Annotated in this window: 18 protein-coding genes, 1 tRNA gene and 1 pseudogene; 5 read left to right on the top strand and 15 right to left on the bottom strand. The window is 45.9% G+C overall.

The features are described 5' to 3' along the window. Both BN1234_RS02505 and BN1234_RS02500 read left to right on the top strand, forming a co-directional pair. Window positions 1-294: pseudogene (locus BN1234_RS02505) on the top strand (MBL fold metallo-hydrolase); the annotation flags it as partial. Window positions 295-372: 78 nt separating this feature from the next. Further along, window positions 373-603, top strand: a complete 231-nt coding sequence (locus BN1234_RS02500) for a DUF3892 domain-containing protein (protein WP_054955093.1) — start codon at window positions 373-375, stop codon at window positions 601-603. A gap of 100 nt (window positions 604-703) precedes the next feature. Here the strand turns inward: BN1234_RS02500 and BN1234_RS02495 are convergent, their stop codons facing one another. Further along, window positions 704-1,147 (bottom strand): GNAT family N-acetyltransferase, encoded by a 444-nt coding sequence (locus BN1234_RS02495; protein WP_054955092.1) that lies wholly within the window; start codon window positions 1,145-1,147, stop codon window positions 704-706. Between the two features lie 315 nt (window positions 1,148-1,462). Beyond that, on the bottom strand, window positions 1,463-1,729 hold the full coding sequence (locus BN1234_RS02490; protein WP_054955086.1) for a hypothetical protein: 267 nt from the start codon (window positions 1,727-1,729) through the stop codon (window positions 1,463-1,465). A 125-nt stretch (window positions 1,730-1,854) separates the two neighbouring features. Here BN1234_RS02490 and BN1234_RS02485 point away from each other — a divergent pair. The 3 genes from BN1234_RS02485 to BN1234_RS02475 all read left to right on the top strand — a co-directional run bounded on the left by BN1234_RS02485 (window position 1,855) and on the right by BN1234_RS02475 (window position 4,004). Then, a tRNA-Val gene (locus tag BN1234_RS02485) sits at window positions 1,855-1,927 on the top strand. Window positions 1,928-3,059: 1,132 nt separating this feature from the next. After that, window positions 3,060-3,215 carry a hypothetical protein gene (locus BN1234_RS22425; protein ID WP_170307974.1) on the top strand — a complete coding sequence of 52 codons (156 nt, stop codon included), beginning with the start codon at window positions 3,060-3,062 and terminating at the stop codon, window positions 3,213-3,215. Window positions 3,216-3,485: 270 nt separating this feature from the next. After that, window positions 3,486-4,004 (top strand): L,D-transpeptidase, encoded by a 519-nt coding sequence (locus BN1234_RS02475; protein WP_245640063.1) that lies wholly within the window; start codon window positions 3,486-3,488, stop codon window positions 4,002-4,004. Between the two features lie 119 nt (window positions 4,005-4,123). Here BN1234_RS02475 and BN1234_RS02470 read toward each other — a convergent pair whose 3' ends face one another. The 13 genes from BN1234_RS02470 to BN1234_RS02410 all read right to left on the bottom strand — a co-directional run bounded on the left by BN1234_RS02470 (window position 4,124) and on the right by BN1234_RS02410 (window position 23,227). Next, window positions 4,124-5,107, bottom strand: coding sequence for a 1-phosphofructokinase family hexose kinase (locus BN1234_RS02470; RefSeq protein WP_054955084.1), 984 nt, complete (start codon window positions 5,105-5,107; stop codon window positions 4,124-4,126). Further along, a complete protein-coding gene (fba, locus tag BN1234_RS02465) occupies window positions 5,104-5,973 on the bottom strand; it encodes a class II fructose-1,6-bisphosphate aldolase (protein WP_054955083.1) in 870 nt (289 codons plus the stop codon). Before fba ends, BN1234_RS02470 begins: the two co-directional genes overlap by 4 nt. A gap of 40 nt (window positions 5,974-6,013) precedes the next feature. Then, window positions 6,014-6,982, bottom strand: coding sequence for an ROK family protein (locus tag BN1234_RS02460; RefSeq protein ID WP_054955082.1), 969 nt, complete (start codon window positions 6,980-6,982; stop codon window positions 6,014-6,016). Between the two features lie 21 nt (window positions 6,983-7,003). After that, window positions 7,004-7,786, bottom strand: a complete 783-nt coding sequence (locus BN1234_RS02455; protein WP_054955081.1) for a DeoR/GlpR family DNA-binding transcription regulator — start codon at window positions 7,784-7,786, stop codon at window positions 7,004-7,006. Window positions 7,787-7,872: 86 nt separating this feature from the next. Then, on the bottom strand, window positions 7,873-8,922 hold the full coding sequence (locus BN1234_RS02450) for an SIS domain-containing protein (protein ID WP_054955080.1): 1,050 nt from the start codon (window positions 8,920-8,922) through the stop codon (window positions 7,873-7,875). A 268-nt stretch (window positions 8,923-9,190) separates the two neighbouring features. Further along, entirely contained in the window at window positions 9,191-11,917 is a 2,727-nt protein-coding gene (locus tag BN1234_RS02445) for an alpha-mannosidase (protein WP_054955079.1), read from the bottom strand. Between the two features lie 6 nt (window positions 11,918-11,923). Beyond that, window positions 11,924-12,922: a glycoside hydrolase family 130 protein gene (locus BN1234_RS02440; protein WP_054955078.1), complete on the bottom strand. Its 999-nt coding sequence runs from the start codon at window positions 12,920-12,922 to the stop codon at window positions 11,924-11,926. 53 nt (window positions 12,923-12,975) lie between these two features. After that, window positions 12,976-14,295 carry a glycoside hydrolase family 125 protein gene (locus tag BN1234_RS02435; RefSeq protein WP_054955077.1) on the bottom strand — a complete coding sequence of 440 codons (1,320 nt, stop codon included), beginning with the start codon at window positions 14,293-14,295 and terminating at the stop codon, window positions 12,976-12,978. 32 nt (window positions 14,296-14,327) lie between these two features. Beyond that, a complete protein-coding gene (locus tag BN1234_RS02430) occupies window positions 14,328-17,444 on the bottom strand; it encodes an alpha-mannosidase (RefSeq protein WP_054955076.1) in 3,117 nt (1,038 codons plus the stop codon). Window positions 17,445-17,447: 3 nt separating this feature from the next. Further along, complete coding sequence (locus BN1234_RS02425) at window positions 17,448-19,745, bottom strand: glycoside hydrolase family 3 N-terminal domain-containing protein (RefSeq protein WP_054955075.1); 2,298 nt, start codon at window positions 19,743-19,745, stop codon at window positions 17,448-17,450. Window positions 19,746-19,773: 28 nt separating this feature from the next. Next, on the bottom strand, window positions 19,774-20,691 hold the full coding sequence (locus BN1234_RS02420; RefSeq protein WP_054955074.1) for a carbohydrate ABC transporter permease: 918 nt from the start codon (window positions 20,689-20,691) through the stop codon (window positions 19,774-19,776). Window positions 20,692-20,722: 31 nt separating this feature from the next. After that, window positions 20,723-21,652: an ABC transporter permease gene (locus BN1234_RS02415; protein ID WP_170307976.1), complete on the bottom strand. Its 930-nt coding sequence runs from the start codon at window positions 21,650-21,652 to the stop codon at window positions 20,723-20,725. Between the two features lie 87 nt (window positions 21,653-21,739). Further along, on the bottom strand, window positions 21,740-23,227 hold the full coding sequence (locus BN1234_RS02410) for an ABC transporter substrate-binding protein (RefSeq protein WP_054955073.1): 1,488 nt from the start codon (window positions 23,225-23,227) through the stop codon (window positions 21,740-21,742). Between the last annotated feature and the right edge of the window lie 4 nt (window positions 23,228-23,231).

The raw sequence follows: 23,231 nt of genomic DNA, 5'->3' as shown, positions 1-23,231 counted from the left end.
AAGAACAGTTACTCCATCTATTTCAATGACCGTGTTTTTTATAGTGCAGATATGACCTTTAATCCTGATCTTCTTGTACAATTGGTGAATGAACGGGGCTGTGAGATTATTTTGCATGAATGTCAGCTTGAAGGAGTTGGAGCAGTACATACGACACTGGAAGAGCTGCTGAGCCTGCCTGAAGATATACAGAAGAAAATATATCTCATGCATTACGGGGATGAAATGAAGCGCTTTGAGGGCCACACCCGTGCCATGCAGTTTCTGGAGCAAGGACGTCTTTATACACTGTAGCTGCAAAGTTCATTTTCAGAAGAATAGATGAGCGCTTACCCAGGGGATACTACATCTTGGGAGGCGATAATTATGGGTATGAATCAACAAGCAGAAGTCGTTGCCGTTCGTAAAAATGGTGATGGTGACATCGTTCAGCTAAAGCTGAATACAGGCAGTGTTGTCGATTATAAAACCGCGCAGCAAATGGTTCAGAATAACGAGATCAAGAATCTTAATGTGTTCCGCGGGCGTGATGATGAAATGCATCTGCGGTCCAATGCCGATGGTGATCCAAGCAATAACCTGGATAACCTGCCGATATTCTAAGGATTCGAATCACATTAAAAGGGCATTCCCGAAGACCAGGAGTCTTTGCCGGGATGCCCTTTTCTGTTAATTCGCTTCATATAAGAATCAGCGGCAGGAATTATAATTCTTTTTTCATCCGCACATGAGGAATGCCCGCATCATCGAAAGGCTCGTCTGAAACGGTCACATAACCGAGCTTACTGTAAAATCCCTCGGCCTGACACTGCGCATCAAGTACAGAGTACAGAAGCTTCAGCTCCCTCGCCTGAGTCTCCATAGCCATCAAAAGCACCCGGCCTAATCCCTTGGAGCGATAAGCCTTACGAACGGCAATGCGCTGCATTTTAGCTGAGTCTTTATTGTAATAGATCACCCGGCCCGTTGCCGCATACTCTCCGTCATATTTAATCAGGATATGAAACGCGTCGGCTTCCAGTGTATCGTACTCATCAATCTCCAGATCAGCCGGCACCTTCTGCTCCTGTACGAATACCTCCATACGAATATCCAGCGCTTCACGCAGCTGTTCCTCTGTCGTTACATTTATAATCTCTGCTGCCAATTCAAACACCTCATCTTCGGGTAAATTTGCTGCATATCCAGCTAAGTCAAGTTGAATCATTATACAAAATTTTAGTTTTCCTGTATAGTAAATTAAAACGCTTCATGTAGAAAGGAGTTGACGAGCAGGCATGGGTATTGGGGGCACTATTTTCTGGGCTGTTGTCATTTCGGTGATATTGATTTACCCCATGTTCTATACCATCAAAAAAGGCTACTCCCGTAAATGGGATGAAGAATAATCACATGCCATAAAACCGTCAGCCACTATTGGTCGACGGTTTTTACGTTCTGGATATTCATTCCTTCCCGTATGCTATTGAGTTGAATCCCGGATTGGAGCCTCTTGCAGCATAGACGGTTCGGGAAGGATACTCTCTCCCCGGCGGCTGTCCCTGGAGTACACATCCTTATTCACTGATCGTTCATAGACATCTCGCAGAACCGGTGCAGCGGGCTGAACTGTTTCCTGCGTTTCTGGTAATACTCTGGATGGAATACTGCAACCACTAAGCCATAGAACAGCTAAAAATACAGTGAAAAGCTGGGCTGAGCTGCGGTGAAGAAACTTTCGGGCTATCATGCTGTCTTCTCTCCTTATGGAAAAATCATGCTATCCATAGTGTGAACCAGCCCGCCTGTTTTTATAACGAGAAAAGCATTGACACCCTTAGGGCCAGCTGATAATATAAAGCTACATATTTTCATGATCTGTTAGCTCAGCTGGGAGAGCACTATCTTGACAGGGTAGGGGTCAGTGGTTCGAGCCCACTACAGATCATCAACGAGAACCCTTGTGGCAGTAAGCCGCAGGGGTTTTTCTTATTTACAGGATTAATTTGCACGATACACAAACACTGTATAATCATAGGTATAATTTACTATTTAGGCAATACAGATTCTATAAATCACATTCATCTTGAACTCTGGAATTAAAAGTATAGTTAAATTTCCCTGCACCTGATAAAATGTACGTAGTTCTATGGACCTTGAGGTGAAGAAGTTGATTAACGAGATAAAAGCAGCCATACAGAAAAAGCAAATCGTGATGATACATCTTATTAGTGGTGAAGTAATGCACGGTATACCCGAGAGCTGCATCGATCGTTTAGAGTTGCGGAGTGCTTATGGCCGTGTGTGGGTGCCTTTGGATGAAGTCGAACATGTGAGTAGATTGATTCCATTTAAGAAAGCAAAGGAAAAGAACAGATTATCTACCACAGGAATTACAACCTTATAATTCATAACGTACTCCTCAAACAATAAACCTCTACCATGTCTTAAAGTCGATTCGATTCAGGAAGAGACTAATATCCCACGAACAACACAAAGAAGCTTCTCCATGCTGGCGCGGAGAAGCTTCTGCTCTATATCTTAAAAGGGGTATCTTTATAATAATCTGCAAATCTTAAAGGAAACTTAAATATACCTTAGTAATTCATAAAACTTCCCACAGAAATTAAATAATTGTCCTGATCATAAGCACCGCTAGTACAAACAGCACCAAAATCCCGAGGACTATAGCCATTTACAACAAAAAGCCCTGTGGAGTATCCACAGGGCCCTATTCGTGGGAAGCGATTGTATGATCTAAGCAACTTTCCAATTGCTAGGGTGTTTTCCTTTGAAAAACCGCCGAAACTTCGACCGTTTTCTTTTCCATTTCAGGGAGCTCATGGTAAACCAACAACCTTTCGGAATGACATGACTTCTTTCCGTGTGCTGAATGATTGAAACCACTTCCCACTTGTTATTATTATAACCTGTAATGGAAGGTTCGAATCCATTTCTCCCAATTTTTTTCATAAATTTTCTACCGTATTCACAAATCCTTCACCAGTATTTAATATCCTCCATCAGGGAAAACTTTATCAGTGTATATTGCACCCTAACGAAAGGATGGTGAGTCAAAGATGAATATTAAAACGGAGGAGTATAAGATCGCATCTCTCAGTGAAGATGAGCAGACCGTTGATGCAATAAAATCAGCTGAAGCAGAGATCGCAAGCCTCTCAGGCAAAGAGGTCACACTCATTGCTTACGAAAAAACAACCGGGCAAGAGCAGTAGAGGTATATTAGACCATAAAATCTGCCTTTAAGCTTGAAAGCAGCAGAGCCATCGTATTCAGGTGGACTGCCTTGACGAGCTTAAAGGTTTTTTTATGCTAAAATTTCAAAATTAATGGTTTCCTTTTTCCGGAAAGTAACGTATATTACATATCGCGGTTTCTCTTCTCCATCAGCCAGCATCAAAAAAGTCGACTTGTACCCATACATAAAAACATTAAATACCGGCACCTTTCGAGTTCAATCGCATACACTGGAATAGCGAAAAGAGGTGATTAACATCTTCAAGTCTTTAACACGTGTACTTATCTTTACCTTGCTTCTTGTGTGTCTCTTCCCTGTCTGGAACCAAGCGGACGCCGCCAGTGCTCAGAAGCTGAGCAGTAAATATGCGAATTATCCGCAGTTTATAATCATTGATAAATCCAGCAACAAGCTGACTTACTACGAGAAGGGTATACTTATCAAGACATTTCCGGTTGCCACAGGAAGGAAACCTACCTATACGCCCGAAGGGTTGTTCAAAATTCATGAAAAAACAAAAAACAGGCCTTATTATAAAGAAAAGATTAAAGGCGGGGATCCCAGGAATCCACTAGGTGACAGGTGGCTCGGTATTAATGTAAAAATCAATGGCAAAACCAGTTATGCTTACGCTATTCACGGCAACAATAATGAAGCATCTATAGGCAAATACGTTTCTGAAGGCTGTATACGAATGCATAATAAAGATGTTCGCTGGCTGTTTGACAAGGTGAAGATGAATACTCCTGTACTCATTCAAAAATAATCTAATTATCCGCAAAAAAGCTAAGCACACTCTGATGTGTTTAGCTTTTTTCATTGAATTCACTGCATAGCGTACAAAAAAATGCCCGGTCTCAAATTTCGAAGACCAGACATTAATCCTTAATCAATCCACTTCTCTACCTCAATTTGCTCCATAAGGCGCATGTGATCCTCAGGCTCCACACACCCCGCCGTCGGTTTCAATGCATTTGCACTTCCTGCAGCAGCGGCATAACGCAGACACTGCTCCACAGGCATTTGGCGTACATGTGCATAGGCAAAGCCGGCTACGAAGGAATCTCCACTGCCTACTGGATTGACGGCTTTCAGCTCAGGGATCCGAATCCGGTACAGCACGCCATCCATACAAGCTAAAGCCCCTTTAGCGCCAAGGGATACAATGATTCTTGGTATTCCTGTATCTTTTGCGATATTTTGAATCGCCCTGCCGTAGCTGCGTAGAGAAATCCCATTTTCCATACCGAATGCATCTTTCCCGTTTCCGTCAGGCTTCAGCCAAGGCTTAATCTCATCCTCATTGGGCTTGATTAAAGCCGGTTTGCCTCTCATCCCTTCAACGAGTCCGTTTCCACTGGCATCCAGGAAGACATCAACACCTTGCAAAGTGCATATTTCAATCAACTCTTTATATAACTCAAGGCGACATCCCTTTGGCATACTCCCGGAAATAATGACCAGAGAAGCTCTTTGTGCCAATTCCTTCATATGCTCTTTCATTCTGGCCTCATCATCAATCGTGACCAAGGGACCCGGCTCCAGTACTTCTGTGAAAGAATGATTCTCTTCATCCACAATACTCAGGCATACTCTTGACTCGCCTTTGATATCAACAAATTCAGTGTGAATCCCCTCATCCTCCGCTGCCTTGGCAATAAACTGCCCATTGTATCCGGCCTTAAAACCGGTAGCAGTGACATCCTTATGCCCCAGCTGCTGCAGAACTCTGGCCACATTTAGCCCTTTTCCCCCGGCAATCGCATGGACACGGTCAACACGCATCACACTACCGCTTTCAAAGTGATTCATATAATAGGTTTTATCTATGGCCGCATTTAAAGTGACGGTGATGATCCCGGTATTCATTGCAGATAATCCCTTGCTTTACCAAAAGATCCGCACAGGCGCATTTTTTCGATCGCTGCCTTTTTCAAAGCTTCTTTAGCAGGTACCATGTACTTACGCGGATCATTTTCCTCTGGATTTTGATTAAATACTTCTTTAATAGCATTCGAGAATACAATTCGAAGTTCTGTTGCAACATTCATCTTGGACATGCCAGCTGCCACACATCTTCTAACCTGCTCTTCAGGAATTCCAGAGCCTCCGTGAAGTACCAATGGAATGGACACCTTCGATGCAATTTTCTGAATCCGGTCAAAATCAATATTAGGCTCTCCCTTATAAATGCCGTGTGCGGTCCCAATCGCAGGAGCCAGTGTATGAACGCCAGTTAATTCAACAAAACGTGCACAGTCATCGGGATCTGCAAGCAGCGCATGTTCATCGTCTACGATGATGTCATCTTCTACACCGCCAACTCTCCCGAGCTCTGCTTCAACGTTGACGCCAATCGCATTTGCTGCCTCTACCACTTGCTTGGTCTTGGCAACGTTTACATCGAACGTTTCATGGGATGCATCAATCATGACGGATGTATACCCGGCACGAATGCATTGCATGATGACGTTAAAATCAGAACAATGATCCAAATGAAGTGCAATGGGTACACTTGATCTTTCCGAAGCCACCAAGGCTGCCTTAGCTATATAATCCGGGCCCAGATGCTTTACCGTTCCCACAGTAGATTGAATGATGAGCGGTGACTGTGTTTCTTCAGCGGCTTCAACAACTGCCTGCAGCATTTCAAGGGTATGGACGTTAAATGCTCCAATACAATACCCACCACTGCGAGCCGTCTGTAATAATGGAGTTGATGATACTAATGTCATACTAAAGCCCTCCCGTGTTGATTAGAAATTAATGATTCAACTAGCTCATAATGCTGTGACGCTGTTTAGCCTGCATTGCACTTCCTATAACCCCCGCACCATCACCAAGAGACGCCGTACGGATACTGACATGTTGTCTGTAATCCGGAAGCAGACGAGTCATCAGGATGCCCCTAACCGTTGTTAGAAGCCGCTCCCCTGCATTTGCACCGCCGCCGCCTATAATAATAACCTCCGGACTCAAAAGATGTATGGTTGGAACAAGCGCTTTCCCCAGCAATTCTCCGGCGTGGTTTATAATTTCAGCAGCAAGTACATCTCCAGCATCCATCGCTTTTGAGAGATCTGCAGCCGACAAATACTGGAGCCGCTCGCCGGGAAACCACTCTGTTAGAATCGTCTTTCTTCCCTGATGAATATAACGTTTGGCTTCACGTACCATACCAGAGGCTGATGCTGCTGCTTCCAGACATCCTTCAAATCCGCAGCCACATGGAGCGGACTCTCCATCCATTGGACCGTGGCCAATCTCGCCAGCCAAATTGAGATGTCCGTAGTACAGCTGTCCCCGATTCACCATAGCGGCAGAAAGTCCGGTTCCTATGGTTAACCCAAGCACAAAGTCCACCCCTTGACCTGCACCATAGACCGCCTCACCGTAAACATACATTCGTACATCATTGTCTATATAGACAGGTAAGGAGGTTCTTTGTGTCAGCTCCGAACTGAGTGGGATATCACGCCAGTTTAGATTGGCGGAATATTGAGCTATTCCTTTCCATGGGTCAACCAGCCCTGGTATACCGATCCCAATCCCGGCGACCTGATTTTGAAGCCCCGATCCGGCTGCGAGCTCTAACGACATTTGAGCTATTTTATCAAGTACCGAAGAAGAGCCGAGAGAAGCCTCCGTAGGCTTCTTCACGGAATCCAGCACTTCACCCTTCTCATTGACAATCCCGCATACGATGTTTGTTCCTCCAACGTCTACACCTATCCAGAAACTCATTGCTTCACCCCTTAAAGATGATCAATCCTGAGCCACATATAAGGTCGTATCCGCTTCCTTGAGTGCACTCACCAATGATTCAGATGGCTGCCCATCCGTGATGCAACCATGAAGCTCATTCAGATGAGCGACCGTAAAGAGCGATGCACGCCCAATCTTCGTATGATCAAACACAGCAATTGTCTTTGCCGAACGACGCATAAGCATACGGGCAATGTTCGCTTCCAGCTCAGAGTAAGTGCTTACTCCTCCCACGGTAAAACCGTCAATACCCATGAACATCAAATTAATGTTAATCGCATTAACTGTTTGTTCCGCCAGCGGACCACACAGCTCAAAGCTTTTGTTACGAAGCACACCGCCGGTCAGAACGACCTGAAGATCACTGTTCTCCGATAGCTCCATTGCGATATTTACTGCGTTCGTAACCACTGTAATATTTTTACGCTGCTTTAATTGCTGGGAGATCAGAAATGTAGTTGTTCCTCCGGTAAGACCGATTACATCTCCCTCCTGAACCAAAGAGGCAGCCAAACGTGCAATAGCCATTTTCTCTGTGTATAAGACCTGCTGTTTCTCAATAAAAGGAACCTCATAAACCGAAGCCGGCTTTATATACATTGCTCCGCCGCCAACGCGTCTGATTATACTCCCGCTCTGCTCCAATTCCTCAAGGTCCCGCCGAGCTGTAGCTTCTGAGCAGTTGAATGTCGTCATAAGCTCTTGAAGGGACATTTCACCCTTGATCGCCAGTGTACTTAGGATCTGATTTTGTCTTTCTGCTTTCATACCAATGCGTGCCATAACTTTTCTTATCCTCCCAGCTGGTGATTAACGATTACGCCTCTTCAAGTAACCTTTCGGACATCCCCTTGATCTGTGCAGCCCGCTTAGATTTTGACGACCTGTGTCAGGTTGCGCGGTTCATCGGGATCTACCCCTTTGTTCACTGCCATCCAAAAGCCTACATATTGAAGAAGCGGTAAATACATAACAGCGCGAGCTTCATCACTAACCTCTGCTCCGCCGATTTCAAATACAGAATCCGCAAAAGCGGTGTCTTTGTCGATACGAGATGTAAGTACGAGCACGTGGGCGCCGTAATCCTTCATCTCTTCCGCAACCTTCAATTCATAGGATCTGGCGGTTTCTGACAGGAGCAATATGACTAATGACCCCGGCTCAATGATTGATTTAGGACCATGTCTAAACTCCATTGTGCCATAGCTCTCTGTCCAAGTATAAGACATTTCCTTCAGTTTAAGGCAAGCTTCTTGTGCAATTCCAAAGTAACTGCCCATACCCAGATAAATCGTTTTCGTAAAGGCGTTGTCCGCAAGCAGCTGCTGAGCAAATTCATCAGCCTCTTTAAGCTTAGCGCCGGCAAGATCCATAACCGTCTTCATTTCATTGGAGTAATTCCCGCCTGCGGCCGCCGCAATCGCTGCCTGCATCATAAAGGTCATACTCACGAATGACTTGGTCATAACTGTGCTTTTTTCTTTGCCGAACGGTGACACCAGGCATTCTGTCTGCTTAGCCATGCCACTATCCTCATAACATGTAATTCCGCAAGTATCCCAGTTATCCAGTCCTTTAACCGAATCAATCGCCAAAATGACTTCCGTTGATTCTCCCGAACGGGAAACTCCTATAAGAAGCTTCTTCCCGCGCTTTGCCGAAGATTGATCTCTGAATAAGAAGATATCCGAAGAAGGAAATGCACTGGCCGGTCTTGCAAGCCATAAACGAAAAGTAGTCGCCATCGTCTGAGCTTGATAATAGGAGGAGCCGGAGCCTATAAATATTACCTCGTCATAGGCTTCATTTCCAATGTATTTATCTACCCAATCCTGCTGCTTCGATAACTGCTCCCAAGCTGCTGCAATAGCTTCGCCCTGCTGCCCAATTTCTGGGTAAGTTAACTGTCCCTTCGTCATAACAGAACTCTCCTCTCAAGGTTATAATGTCATATTAAATCATAATAATGATATTAACAATCATTATTATGATTTAATATTTCAAAATATTGAAAAAATTAATTAGCGATAAGATCGTCAAGGCGAGAATCCCTTGCAAATCCTGTGCCTAACCCCTTTGACATAAAAAAGCAGCTGCCTCTTAGTAGAATACTTCTACTTATGGGACAGCTGCTTGTTCAAACACTATAACTTACTTTATGAAATGGTATAGTTCAATTGAATACTGTTAGGCTTTGACGCCTACCGTGATAATTTCATAAGGCTTCACAGAAAGTGAATACTCCCCGGCTTCGGTAAATGGCTGTAATTCCCCTTCATCCTCGAGAATGGTTGTCTTGTAAGCCTTTGTACCGGAAAGAGCGGAATGCAAAGCAAGTTCTACAGGAGATCCACCCATGTTAAACCAACGCAGCATCAGATCACCGGATTTACGGCTGACTTTAAGCGAAGAGAATGCCAGCTCATTACTTTCCCACTTGAATACAGTTTGATTCGGAGCAACTTTCCCCTCATGGATCCCGGTCTGGCTTGCAGTCCACGGAACCTGGAATTGATATGCCTCTGCATAAGCACCAGATGCCATACCGTCTCCATCATGCGGAATGACTTCCATACGCACTGTATTTTCACCCAGACACTGTGCCTCTGGTGTCGGGAAGTACCCCCAGTCACCCAGCTCACCAACAGCGCGAAGCATCGTTACAGCGATCGTATTTCTACCGTCACGCAGTACTTCATACTCGTTCAGTCCAAGGTTAGCTACAGTAAGACCTGCACCCTCACTGCTTACATCTACAAATGCCTGCTGGTGAGCGGTATTGCTAGGGTTCTCCCACTCTTTCGCCGGCATGTTGTTCCGCTGGGCGATTTCGAACATCGAATCGGCACGATGAACAGAAGTCTCTAGGTCCGTAGGGAACAACGCACGCAGACGATGATCCTTCGCCTGATTGTTAAAGGTTGCTTCCAGCTCTACGCCCTTCCCTTCTCTATTCAGTGAGATGAGCGTGCGGATCGACAAGGTAACCATCTCTTTCGAACGCTGAGCTTTACGTTCCGGATAGTAGATCAGCTCATGCTGCTCTTCATCCAGCTTGGCATCGGCTGAAGCAGGGATTTCCCATTCATGAATCACTTCCAGTGATGCACGGAAAGGTGTATCTTCCACGATACGAATCTTCGCAGCAAGCCCCTTGGTGGTCAGTGCCTCTTCGCCTTCCGGCTGCTTGAACATATATTCGTTACCGATATCTCCCGTGTTCTCATACACACCAAGATCACGGAAGATCTGACCATTACGTTTATCTGTCAATGTGAATGAGCCATCGTCTGCCACCTCAACCTTCAGGTTTGCGTTCTCAAGCACCTGTTCACCCGTAATTAATGATGCTGTAACTGCAGGAGCCATGTCACCTTTTACAAGTGCGTACGTTTGGATTCCTAAAGCTGCAATATCCTTAGCTTCCAGAGTCAGCTTCACCCTGCGGCACATATATGGCTGGCGGAACTTGTCGTCAGGCAGGTCATATCCGAATTGCAAGCCAAGATCCTCCATCGTGAACGCAATTGCATTCCCTTCATGATCTACAACCGCACGTCCGGTGATATCCATATCTTTCATGCAGCGGCTTGCTTCGTTCAAGGAATATCCATCGCGGAAATATAAACGTTCAGCATCCAGCTCTACGGTTACTGTGCCACTGCGCTTCCACCCTGTTGTATTAAATACAACGAAAGGCACTGCATTATCGCCATATTTAGCAAAAGATGTGGTATCAACCGCTTCAGCAATCGCCTTCTTGCTGTCATCAATAATGGATTCCGCTACATGGCGGCTATTCTCGAAACGAGTAACCATTCCACGGTGAACCTCGTCAACACTGCAGCCGCAAATACTATCATGCGGATGGTTCTGCATCAGCGTCTTCCAGGCATAAGTAAACAAATGGTGCGGATACTGCTGCCCAACCAGGCTTGCAAAAGAAGCAAGCGGCTCTGCAACCTTCTCCAGCATGCTCTGACCAACCTGGTTCATCTGCTTTAAATAAACACGAGCGGAAGCCGTATTTACCAGCGTTCCCCATCCGTCTGTCCGCTGGCTGCGAAGCTCACCTTGTACAGACGATAAGTCTTGACGAATATTGTTATTCAAATCTTCCAAATAATCGACAAAATTAGAATGGACAAACTCTGTATCCGGATAAAGCTTCTTGGCGGTTTGAATCGCTTCCGATAGATCACATTGTATCGGCTGGTGATCGCATCCGTTCATGTAGAGCAGCTGTCCTGTGGATGCATATTTCTCAGCATCAGCAAGCTTTTTAACCCAGAAGGCTTTAGCCTCTTCTTCATCAACCGGTACTTCATTACCGTTACTGTACCAGTTTGCGAACAGAATCCCGAGCACCTTGGAGCCATCCGGGCCTTCCCATACCAATTCAGAGAAGGAAGACTCAAAGTCTCCATCCGATACCGTATTGTTAAAGCCTGTAGGCTTAACACCGCGGCCAAAGAAGGCATTGTCAATACCGGATTGCTTCATCAGTTGAGGTGTTTGACCGGCAAGACCAAATGTGTCAGGGAAATAGCCGATTTTTGAAATCGTGCCGTAAGCCTCGGCGTCTTGATGTCCAATCTGCATGTTACGAACGTTCGCCTCACTGCTCGTCAAGAATGCATCCTGCAAAATATACCACGGACCGATCTGGATACGTCCATCATGGATAAGCTTCTCCAGCTGATCCTTCTTCTCCGGACGAACCTGCAGATAGTCCTCCAGAATAATGGTCTGTCCATCCAGAAAGAAATAACGGTATTCCGGGTCTTTCTCCATAGTCTCAAGCAATTGATCCATCAATTGAATAAGCCTTACATGATGCTTCTCATAAGGCAAGTACCATTCCCTGTCCCAGTGCGTATGTGAGATGATATGTGCTTTTCTAGATTGGGTCATGGTTATCTACGCCTCATCTACCAAAGGGTATTCTTCCATATAACTCATCAGCTCATCAACGGTCGTAAATGCAAGTCCGGTTACCGTGTCAGCGCAGCCATAGTAAATGGCGATACGACCTGTATCCGCGTCGGTAAGCGCCGCGCAAGGGAAGGTTACGTTAGGTACATCTCCCATGCATTCGTACGGCATTTCAGGTCCCAAGATATAGTTACGGGAACGTGCTTTCACTTTCCATGGCTGATCGAGATCAAGCAGAGCAGCACCCATGCGATAAACGAAACCGTTACATGTATTAATAACACCATGGTAAATCAGCAGCCAGCCCTTGTCTGTTTCGATCGGTGCTGGTCCAGGCCCGATTTTCTTGGACTGCCAAGCCGAAGCATCTCCATTAACGGTTCCCATAACATAACGGTGCTTGCCCCAGAAGGTAAGATCAGGGCTTACACTGTAGAAAATATCCCCGAACGGCGTATGGCCTGTATCACTCGGACGGCTGAGCATTGCGTAATAATCACCAATTTTTCGCGGGAATAATACCCCGTTACGGTTATATGGCAAAAAGGCGTTTTCAAGCTGATGGAATGTTTTGAAATCGGTTGTATAACCAATGCCGATTGTCGGTCCGTGATATCCGTTACACCAGTTAATGTAATAACGGTCTCCGATTTTAACCACTCGAGGATCGTAGCGGTATTCACGCTTTGTTATCTCCTCATCACCCTCAAACACAATCGGATCATGATTAATCGTCCAGTTTACACCATCTTCACTGAAACCGGCGAAGATATCCATGCTGACCGATCGGGAATCGCAGCGGAACACGCCAGCGAATCCGCCTTCAAACGGAACAACGGCCGAGTTGAAAATACTGTTGGAATTCGGGATTGCATGACGATCAATAATAGGATTTGCAGAATAGCGCCATACCGGACCATTGTAACCCTCAGGCTTGTCCTGCCAAGGAATGTTATTTAGGGATTCGCCAATAATTTTGCTCATTGTAATGTCTCCTTTTTTATTGCAAATATGGATAAATTCGGATGGATACAATCTTACAAAATGCCTTCCTTCATCGCCTTATACACCAGCTGCGAGAAGAGGCTGTTCGACCAAGCAAACCAAGATCTCGTAAACACTTTCGGATCATCTGCGTTAAAGCCTTCATGCATAAACCCGGTATCTGCATCTGTCGATACCAGCATTTCGATCATTTCAAGTCTTTCCTCAGTCGTCTGCGCAGTAATCCCCTGCATAGATAACGCCATATGCCAAATATAATGAGGAGGTGTGTGCGGGCTTCCAATTCCCTTAGCCGCTTTACCTTCGAAATAGAACGGATTCTCCTTGCTTAAGGCAAAGCGTCTGGTGTTCTGGTAAATTGGATCATCCGCGGTTACATAACCGAGATAAGGAATTGACATCAGACCTGGTGTTCCTGCATCATCCATCAGGCAGTAGTTACCGAATCCGTCGGTTTCGTATGCATAGATCGGTCCGAATTCCGGATGACGATAAATACCGTAAAGCTTGATGCCATAGTCAATTTCAGTCTCAAGCTTTTTAAGATCAGCAAGCAGCGTCATATCACGGAAGATCCACTCTGCGAATTCTTGCATGTGACGCAAAGCTACAACAGCAAACATATTACCTGGAATGTTGTAGTGGAAATCACAAGCATCATCGCTTGAGCGGAAGCCTGACCATACCATTCCTGTGTAATTGACCGGCATGCCGAGTCCGTTATTGCGCAGGGAGTCTTCCAGAATTCCGTTATCCCGTGTAAAACGGTATGGGGAACGTTCGAAATGGTGCTGCTCCGTCTTGAACAGCTCCACGATTTTCAGCATGGCTGCTTTAAATCCGGCATCGAACACATCCGTAAGTCCTGTCTCTTTCCAATAAGCATAAGCCAGACGCATGGAGAAGCACAGTGAATCGATTTCGAACTTGCGCTCCCACACCCAAGGGGACATATCCGTCTCATCATCTGTGTTCCAATGCCAGTCATTAGCGGATTCATTAAAAGCATTCGCATATGGATCAATATGAATATAGTTTATATGGCGCTTGATTACGCCGCTTAGAATAAGCTGCAATTCAGGATCGTTCTTGGCAAAAGGCACATAGTGAATAACTTGTTCAACGGAATCACGAAGCCACATCGCGGGAATATCTCCGGTGATGACAAATGTAGTACCATCCTCCATCAGCTTCGTTGTTGTCTCGAGTGTGTTCGGAAACGTATTCTTGAACAGCTGCAGCAATTTGGGGCGATGTGCCAGCTTCTCTTCTGCCTCATCCAGTACCTCTTGAATCGATTGGGGCAGGGTAAGTGCAGGCATCGGTATTTTAGGGAGTCTGAATTGTTCCATGTATACTGGCTCCTTTAAAGTTAAGTATTGGTTTATGAATATACGAGTTTTACCGTTTGGATCTCATAAGGCGCAAGCGAGAGTGTTATCACTCCGTCTTCGTGTGGAAGAATCTCTCCTTCTTCCTCAAGCGCGTTAGACTGATAAACCTTCACACAGGAATGAGGCCATCTTAAAGTTATAGACTCCCGGCCCCCGGAGGCTTCATACCAACGGAGAATAACACCACTGCCGTCTTCAGCCAGCTTGACCGTATCCAGAACAACATGCTTGCTCTCGAAAGGAATCCAAGAGTGGGTAGAAGGCAGTAATCCTTGCTTCGGCTCTGCCGCATGTACAGGAATTTCATAATTCAGTTCAGCAGCTTTTCTAAATGTATGCGCTTCACGCCAGTCACCTTTATGAGGATATAAGGAATAAGTGAATTGGTGTTCTCCTAAATCCGCAGTAATATCCGGCCATTTCGGAGCGCGAAGTAAGGACAATCGAATGGTGCTGCCCTGTACATCATAGCCGTACTTACAATCATTTAGGAGGCTTACACCATACCCGAACTCGGATACATCCGCAAACCGATGTCCGCATACTTCATATTGAGCCTGTTCCCAGCTCGTGTTCCGGTGGGTCGGCCGCTCAATCGTACCGAATGGAATCTCGTAAGTTGCCTTCTCCGCAATAACATCGATCGGGAACCCGACCTTCAGCAGCTTATGCGATTCATTCCAGCTGACATGGGTTTCAAAATCAATTCGGCGGTCCTGGTGATACAGAATCATATCCTGAGTAATCTCCGATTGATTCAGCCGCCAGCGGAAGCGGATAACATCCTTAACCTTCCCGGACAGAACAACCCGTTTCTCCAGCAGCTCGGCTTCACCAGCAACCTGCTCTTCATAACGGGTATCAATGTCCCAGGCATCCCACAGCGTAGGACGGTCGTGAAAGAAGTGGAAACGATTCGCCTGTTCACCATGCTTCACAACTTCACGATCAGCCTCTTTATCATACAGACTGACAATCTCACCGCGATCATTAAACTGAATTTTGTAGTACGCTGTTTCCCAGCTAGAACCCGGCATTTTCGAATCGCTCGTCGTAGTCGTATGTTCAACCGGAGTCTCTATCGATCTAACCCAGATCGTCTTGCAGCCGAACGCCGGTATCTCCGGCACGCGAACGATAATGCAGGCTCTTCCCGCTTCATCTGTTGAGGCATCACTTTCAAGCCGAGTCCCTTCAGCATCATAGACAGCATGTTTATCCGGCTGAGCATCACAATCTATCGAAATAACAGCATCACGGGACCATCCCAGGCTATTAAAGACCAGGTAAGGCATCCCGTCACCTTCCGTATTCACTTGTGCTGCCAGTATGCTTATCCCCTGCTCAAGCGAGCTGTTACCCTTCTCAAACACTTCTCCATATTCCTTCTCAGAGGTCACATAAGATTCTGTAATTGCTGAGCCAGGAATAATATCATGGAACTGGTTGAGCAGGATGAGCTTCCAGCCGTCATGGAGCTTCTCCTTTATACGATCCAGCTGACCAGCCTCCATCACTGGTTCAGCCAAGGCGTTCCACAGTTCCGCTTCACGATAGAGCATCTCCGCTCTCCGGTTATGTCTCTTATTACGGCCATGTGTAGTATAGGTGCCTCTATGAAGCTCTAAATATAGATCTCCTCTCCAAGTTGGGAGTTTCGGAGCTTTCTCATCAATATTTCTGAAAAAGTCCGCCGCTGTGCTGTAACGGCTTGAAGGTTGTCCAATCATTAACTCGGACCGATCGATATATTCCAGCATTTCGCGAGTTACACCCCCGCCGCCATCCCCATGCCCGTAAAGCAGCATCTGTTCTTGGTGAACATCCTTCTGGCGGTAAGACTGCCAATGATCATGAATGTCTTTCGGAAGGGTGTTCTCGTTCACTCCATGGTTTAAATAAGAGAGCATCGGCGTTCCATCAATGCCTACCCAGTGGAAGAGATCATACGGAAAAACATTCGTATCGTTCCAGCCAAGCTTGGTGGTCATGAAATAACGGATTCCGCCATGCTTCAAAATTTGAGGCAAAGACGCGCAGTAACCAAATGTATCAGGTAACCACTCAATGTCAGAGGTCTTCCCGAATTCCTCCTGATAGAAGCGCTGGCCATACAGCATTTGACGCATGAGCGATTCACCGCTTGGTATGTTCAGATCCGGCTCAACCCACATACCTCCAACAAGCTCCCAGCGTCCTTCAGCTATTCGGGCTTTAACCCGCTCAAACAGCTCCGGATCATTGTCTTTCAAAAACTGAAACAGAAGCGGCTGACTCTGAGCATATTTAAATTCAGGATATTCCTCCATCAAAGCATCCATCGTTGAGAATGTTCGACTCGTCTTACGTACCGTTTCCCGCACAGGCCACAGCCATGCGATATCAATATGAGACTGGCCAACCATATGCTCGGTTCCCTCAGCATTTCCTCCGATTTCCCGAACCTCACGAACAAGATCCTCTTCTAATTTTTCAACCTCTTGTCCAATACGAATCGCTGCCTCATTCATGGCTACAAACCGATCCATTGCCCGGTATAGTGCCTGCATAAGACGGGTCCGCCGGAAATCTTCTTCCGGCAGCAGCACCATGGAGTCACGAACAATCATAACAGTATACAGCAGACTCTGTACGGGTTTGTTGACGCGTACAACCATACTCCGGATTGATGTAATCGGAGGCTGTATAACTGCCTGTTGATTGAGCGGATCAACAGGCTCTGGAATCGGGTCAAACAGCTCAATTTCAAGCTCCATGGTTGTGCCCATGCGAGCAGGATCCAGGGTTACAAACTTATGGTTTCTATCAAGGCCTTGATGGGAACGGCCGTTAATACGAAGCAGACCTTCACCGCCGGATTCGAATATCAATCCGACTGTCTCATTACTCCATGCAACAGGAAGCTCTAGCTGTTTACGGAAGAAATATGTCGTGCCCTGCCTGCTCGGAAACCGATCCAATTTGTCTCCTTCGGGATATGGTGCCATGTCTTCGTATAAACCGGGGGTTTTATACGTAGAGCGCGTAATAGTCCAATCCCTAAGTCCCATCTGCTCTATCCATTGACGCTCCGACAACTCGCGGATAAATCGTCTGATTCGCTCCATGGATTAATCCTCCCGTACTGTCAAATCTACGCTTAGTGTATCGTTAACATTTCTGCCTACCATCACGCGGAACAATCCTGGCTCAACGACATATTTATAATCTTTACCAATATATTGGAGCTCTTCAGGTCCGATAGTAAATTGAACGCTTTGGGTTTCCCCCGGTTTCAGATTGATCTTGCTGAAGCCCTTTAGCTCCTTCGCAGGTCTGGTATACTGACTAACAGCATCGGAAACATACAGCTGAACGACTTCACTGCCTTCGCGTTCTCCTGTATTGGTTACATTCAGGCTAACGGTAGCATATTCATCAAGCTTGATTACTTCAGGCTCCACTTTCAAGTCGCTGTAACTGAATTCCGTATAACTCAAGCCATACCCAAACGGATAACGCGGCTGAGAGTCTTCTTCCAGATACCGTTTACCGCGGGAACGTTTCCCGCTGTAATATACAGGGAGCTGTCCGACATGCTTCGGAATAGAAATGGTCAATCGTCCGGAAGGGTTGACATCACCATATAAAATATCAGCGATTGCATGCCCGCCCTCCTGGCCTGGATACCATGCTTCAAGTATGGCATGGGCATGTTCATCAATCCAGGACTCTGTGATTGGTCTGCCGTTAATGTAGATAACTACAATCGGCTTGCCCAGCTTATGAATCGCTTGCATCAGCTCAAGCTGAACACCCGAAAGCTGAAGACTCAACCGGTCAATCCCTTCACCACAATCCATATCGCTCCACGAATGCTCTGTAACTTTAGATGCTCCGGTTCGAAGATCAATCGTGCCTTCCCCAAAATCACGGGCGCTGGACCCGCCAAGAACCATCACAATCGTATCGGCTTGTTCTGCACAGGACAATGCTAGTTCAAAACCTTCCCGCGAATCATCCTTGATGCGGCAGCCTGGCGCATACAACACACGCTTACTTTCTTCGTGAAGCTTGTCCTGAATTCCTCTTAATACGGTTGCAACATGCTTCGTTGGCTGTGGTGATGTGTAGTCTCCCAGCTGATTGTACCCTTGGTCCGCATTCGGGCCGATAACAGCAATCGTGCCGGAATCTTTTGATAAAGGAAGAATTCCACCCTCGTTCTTCAGCAGAATGGTTCCTTCAGCAGCAAGCTGACGGGCAATTCTTTGATGTTCATCGCTGCCGATAACCTTCTCGGCACGGTCAGGATCAACATATGGATTTTCAAACAGTCCTAAACGGAACTTTAGGGACAAAACGCGCAGAACGGCCTTGTCGATCACCTCAGCCTCCAGCTTGCCGAGCCTTACAGCTTCCAGCAAATGCTTACCGAACATTTCACCGGACATCTCCATATCAATCCCAGCGCGAATGGCCTGAACTGCTGCATCCATGCCGTCCTCTGCTGTATCATGACCGGAGGCAAGCATATCAATTGCTCCGCAGTCTGTAATAACCATTCCGTTAAAGCCCCACTCCTTGCGGAGTATATCTTCCAGAAGTTCAGAATTCACCGTACAAGGAACTCCATCAATCTCGTTGTATGCCGGCATAATCGATTCGGCCCCAGCTTCAACCGCTTTCTTGAATGGAAGCAAGTCAACTTCCAGCAATTCTCGTCGTCCCATATGAACGGGACCTGCATTTCTGCCGCCCTCTGAGCTTCCATACCCTGCAAAATGCTTCAGAGTGGCAGCCACACTGTCGTCTTTATCCAGCCGTTCGCCCTGGAGTCCTTCCACGGAAGCCACACCAAATTGACTAATCAGATAAGGGTCCTCTCCGAAACACTCCTCTGTCCGACCCCACCGTGGATCGCGCACCACATCAAGCACCGGAGAATAAGTTGCCACACCGCCTTGACTTCGGGTCTCCAGCGCAACGGCACGGCACATCTCGCGGTACAAATCGATGTTCCAAGTGCTGCCTATGGATAAAGGCACCGGAAAAACTGTGCCCCCAATGGCCATATGCCCGTGTGAGCATTCCTCTCCAATAAGGATCGGAATGCCCAAACGGGAATGTTCAATTGCATAGCGTTGAATCTCGTTTACTGCTTGAGCGCCTTCTTTTGGAGAAAGTCCATTCTCCAGCGTAACGCCTGTCCAGGGATCAGCACGAAGCACCCCATAGAGGGAGCCCACGCCGCCATTTGCTATTTGCTGTTTAAACGATTCTGTCAAAGAAATGCGACCATCTTCATTTTCATAGGTCTGCCAGCCAAAGGGTTGAATCAACTGGCCGACCTTTTCCTCAAGCGTCATAAGCTCCAGCAAGAGTTCAGCCCTTTCAAGGGCTGGTTTACTAGGATCTTTAAATGTCATTCCCATTTCCTCCGGTCACCTGCTTTATTTATTCCTTCACTGCACCTATCGTCAAACCTTGGATAAAGTAACGCTGGAAGAACGGATAAGCGAGAATGATAGGACCTGTTGCTAATACGACCATCGCCATACGACTTGTATCCTGAGGCAGTGATTGCAGAGCACTCATGCTCAGTGAAGCGTTCTGAGAATTCTGAAGGATAAACTGCATGCTTGTTTCAATTCTCATCAGCATCGATTGAAGAGGAACCAGATTTGGGTTGTCAATGTACAAGAGTGCGTTAAACCAGTCATTCCAGTATCCGAGTGTGCTGAACAAACCGATGGTTGCCAGGCCCGGGAGAGAGAGCGGTAGTACAAGCTTGTAAAAGATCTTAAATTCGCTTGCGCCGTCAATTTTACCGGACTCAATAATGGCATCAGGGACACTCGTGCTGTAGAACGTACGGAGAATCATAATGTAGAACGCATTTACAGCCAGCGGCCAGATTAACGCCCAGATCGAATCTTTCAGTCCTAGGAGCTGAGTAGCTACAATATATGTTGGAACCAAGCCACCGTTAAAGAGCATCGTAAAGAATGCAAAGAAAGAGAAGAAATTACGGTATCTGAAGCTTTTGCGTGACACAGCATACGCATAAAGTGCAATAACAACAAGGCTGATGATGGTACCCACAACGGTTACAAATATCGTTACACCATATGAGCGAAGCAGCATATCTCCTGTTTCAAAAACGTATTTGTACGCTTCCAGACTCCATTTTTCAGGGAGAAGCTGATACCCGTTACGAGCGAGGGAAGTCTCATCCGTAAAGGATATGATCATTACAAACAGGAACGGAAATACACAGATGAAGGCAAATATACCTGCAATCAGATTCGCTGCAATGTTCCAGCCTGTGGAGAGCTGATGAAAGTCTTTACTCTTGGTTTTTCTTTTAAACACGGCTTGTACCCCCTTTGAAGTAATTCGCTTGTTAGAACAATGCGTTGTCTTTATCGTATTTACGAACGATGTAATTGGAAGTTATAACAAGAATGAATCCGACAACGGATTGATACAAACCAGCTGCAGTACTCATACCAATTTCACCTGTTGTTTTCAGACCGCGATATACGTACGTATCAATAACGTTCGTTACCGAATAGAGAGTACCGGAATCTCTCGGCACCTGATAGAACAGTCCGAAATCCGCGTAGAAGATTTTACCGATAGCAAGCAAGGTCAGAATTGTCATAAGCGGCTTCAGCATTGGAATGGTAATTGCTTTAATCTGCTGCCATTTGTTCGCACCGTCGATCATAGCAGCTTCATACAAGGATTTGTCTATACCCATAATGGCTGCGAGGTACACAACACTGTTATAGCCGATCGCTTTCCATAAGCTGACCAATATCAAAATATACGGCCAGTATTTCGCTTCTGAATACCACTGAATTGGATCTACGCCAAACCAGCCTACAATTTGGTTGAGCATCCCTTTATCCATGCTAAGGAAGCTGAATGCAAAATAACCTACGATAACCCAAGATAAGAAGTATGGAAGAAACATACCGGTCTGGTACACTTTCGCCAGGCGTTTATTTACGATCTCCGACAATACAATCGCCAAAGCAACAGACAAGATGAGACCTAATACAATAAAGGCGAAATTGTACAACACCGTGTTTCTCGTAATGATATAAGCATCATCCGTACTGAACAGGAATTTAAAGTTCTGAAATCCAACCCATTTACTGTTCACTATACTCGCTATAAATCCTTCGCGGCTAAAGCGGTATTCCTTAAATGCGATAATTGTACCGAACATCGGCAAATAAGAGAAAAAGAGAAACCATATAGCCCCCGGCAAAACCATGAACAGCATGGCTCTATTGGTCATAATATTCTTAAAAAACTGCCCGATTGCTCTCACGTTAATCCCTCCTCGTGATGAATGAAAAAAGAAGGGCGGGAGATAATCGCCGCCCAGTCCTTTGAAATTGTCTCTCTACTACTTAATTGCTTTCCAAGCGTCAATCTGACTCTGAACTTCTGTCATAATTTTGTCCAAGCCAGCAGCTTTCAATTTCTCAACTGCTTTAGGTACGAACTGCTCAGGATCAACGGTTCCCGTCATCAAAGGAGACCAGAACTCTTCCTTAACGTTGTTGACAGCAGCAAGCTCTGTAGATACTTTGGATGGATCAAAGTTAAATCCGAGAAGTGGAGCGTTCACACCAGAAGCGTTAAACTTCTTGAATTCTTCCCACTTGTTCTCTGGATCAGCCGGATTCAGATAAGTAAGCATGACGTTTCCAAGTGAGAATGTAGGCATATCATAGTCTTTGCTCTTCGGAAGATTTTCCATTACATTTTCACTAAGCTTCTTGTAGTGCTCGCCTTCAATACCGGAGTCAACAAGGTTACGAAGATACACATCAGTATTAAGAAGGTTCAGGAATTTCATCGCTTCTTCAGGATGTTCAGAGTTAGCAGAGATTGCTTGCATGGAACCCATTACAGACCAGTTGTAAACGACTGGATCATTCGCTGGTACCGAAACAATTGGGTAACCATAGCTTTCACTCCATAGATTGTCTGCGAACGGCTGAGTAGCAGCACGGTCAACAAACCAGTTGCCGGATGTAAACAAATCTTGTGTTGAAGTGGTTGTTGCAGCTTCAGGAGAGATGTACCCAGCTTTGTAGTACTTGTTCATCGTTTTCAGACTTTGCATCATTTCAGGAGTTTCCAGAGTGTTTACTACTTTCACGTTCTCTGTGTCATCCAGTTTAACGCCCATTGGCATTTTCTCAATAACCGCGTCATATGGAGTCCAAGGACCGAAATCTTTGTTAATTGCAAGCGGCACAACATTTGGTTCGTTCTCTTTAATCACTTTGAGCAGCGGCTCAAGGCTTTCAAGGGATTTTACATTACTGATATCCAAGTTGTACTTGTCAACCAGTCCCTTGTTGAAACGCCATACTTCTTGAGCTGGAAGCTCTTTGTTAGCAGGGATTGCGTAGTTATGTCCATCAACCTTGGAACCTATGAGGAACGCTGGGTCCAATACCTCTTTAATGCCTTGGCCATGCTTCTCAATCAGGTCATCCAATTCCATGAATGCACCTTTTCTTGCATTTTGTACATAGTCAAATGCCCACGAAGAGGTGAACAAGATGTCCATAGGCTCGCCGGAAGCGGCCATAACCTGCATTTTCTGGTTGTAGTCACCGAAGTCAATCATCTTAATATCAAGCGTTACACCGATTTTTTCAGCAGTGTACTTATTTATTTCAGCTTCTACCTTCTTCAAATCTTTCGCAGGTGCTCCGATTGTGTACCAAATCAATTCAACTGGCTTTTCTGTAGCTGTGCCGCCAGTGCTTGTGCTTTCATTGGCAGGACTCTTGTCCCCGCCGCACGCGGACAGCAGCATTGAAAACGACAGCAGCATTGTAATCGGAAGCAGCCATTTCTTTCTTGACTTACTCATTTCA

Origin of the sequence: Paenibacillus dakarensis (assembly GCF_001373415.1) — a bacterium.
Classification (GTDB): domain Bacteria; phylum Bacillota; class Bacilli; order Paenibacillales; family Paenibacillaceae; genus Paenibacillus_AQ; species Paenibacillus_AQ dakarensis.
The sequence above is the reverse complement of the archived record's forward strand: the minus strand, read 5'-3'. Positions and strand labels throughout refer to the sequence as shown.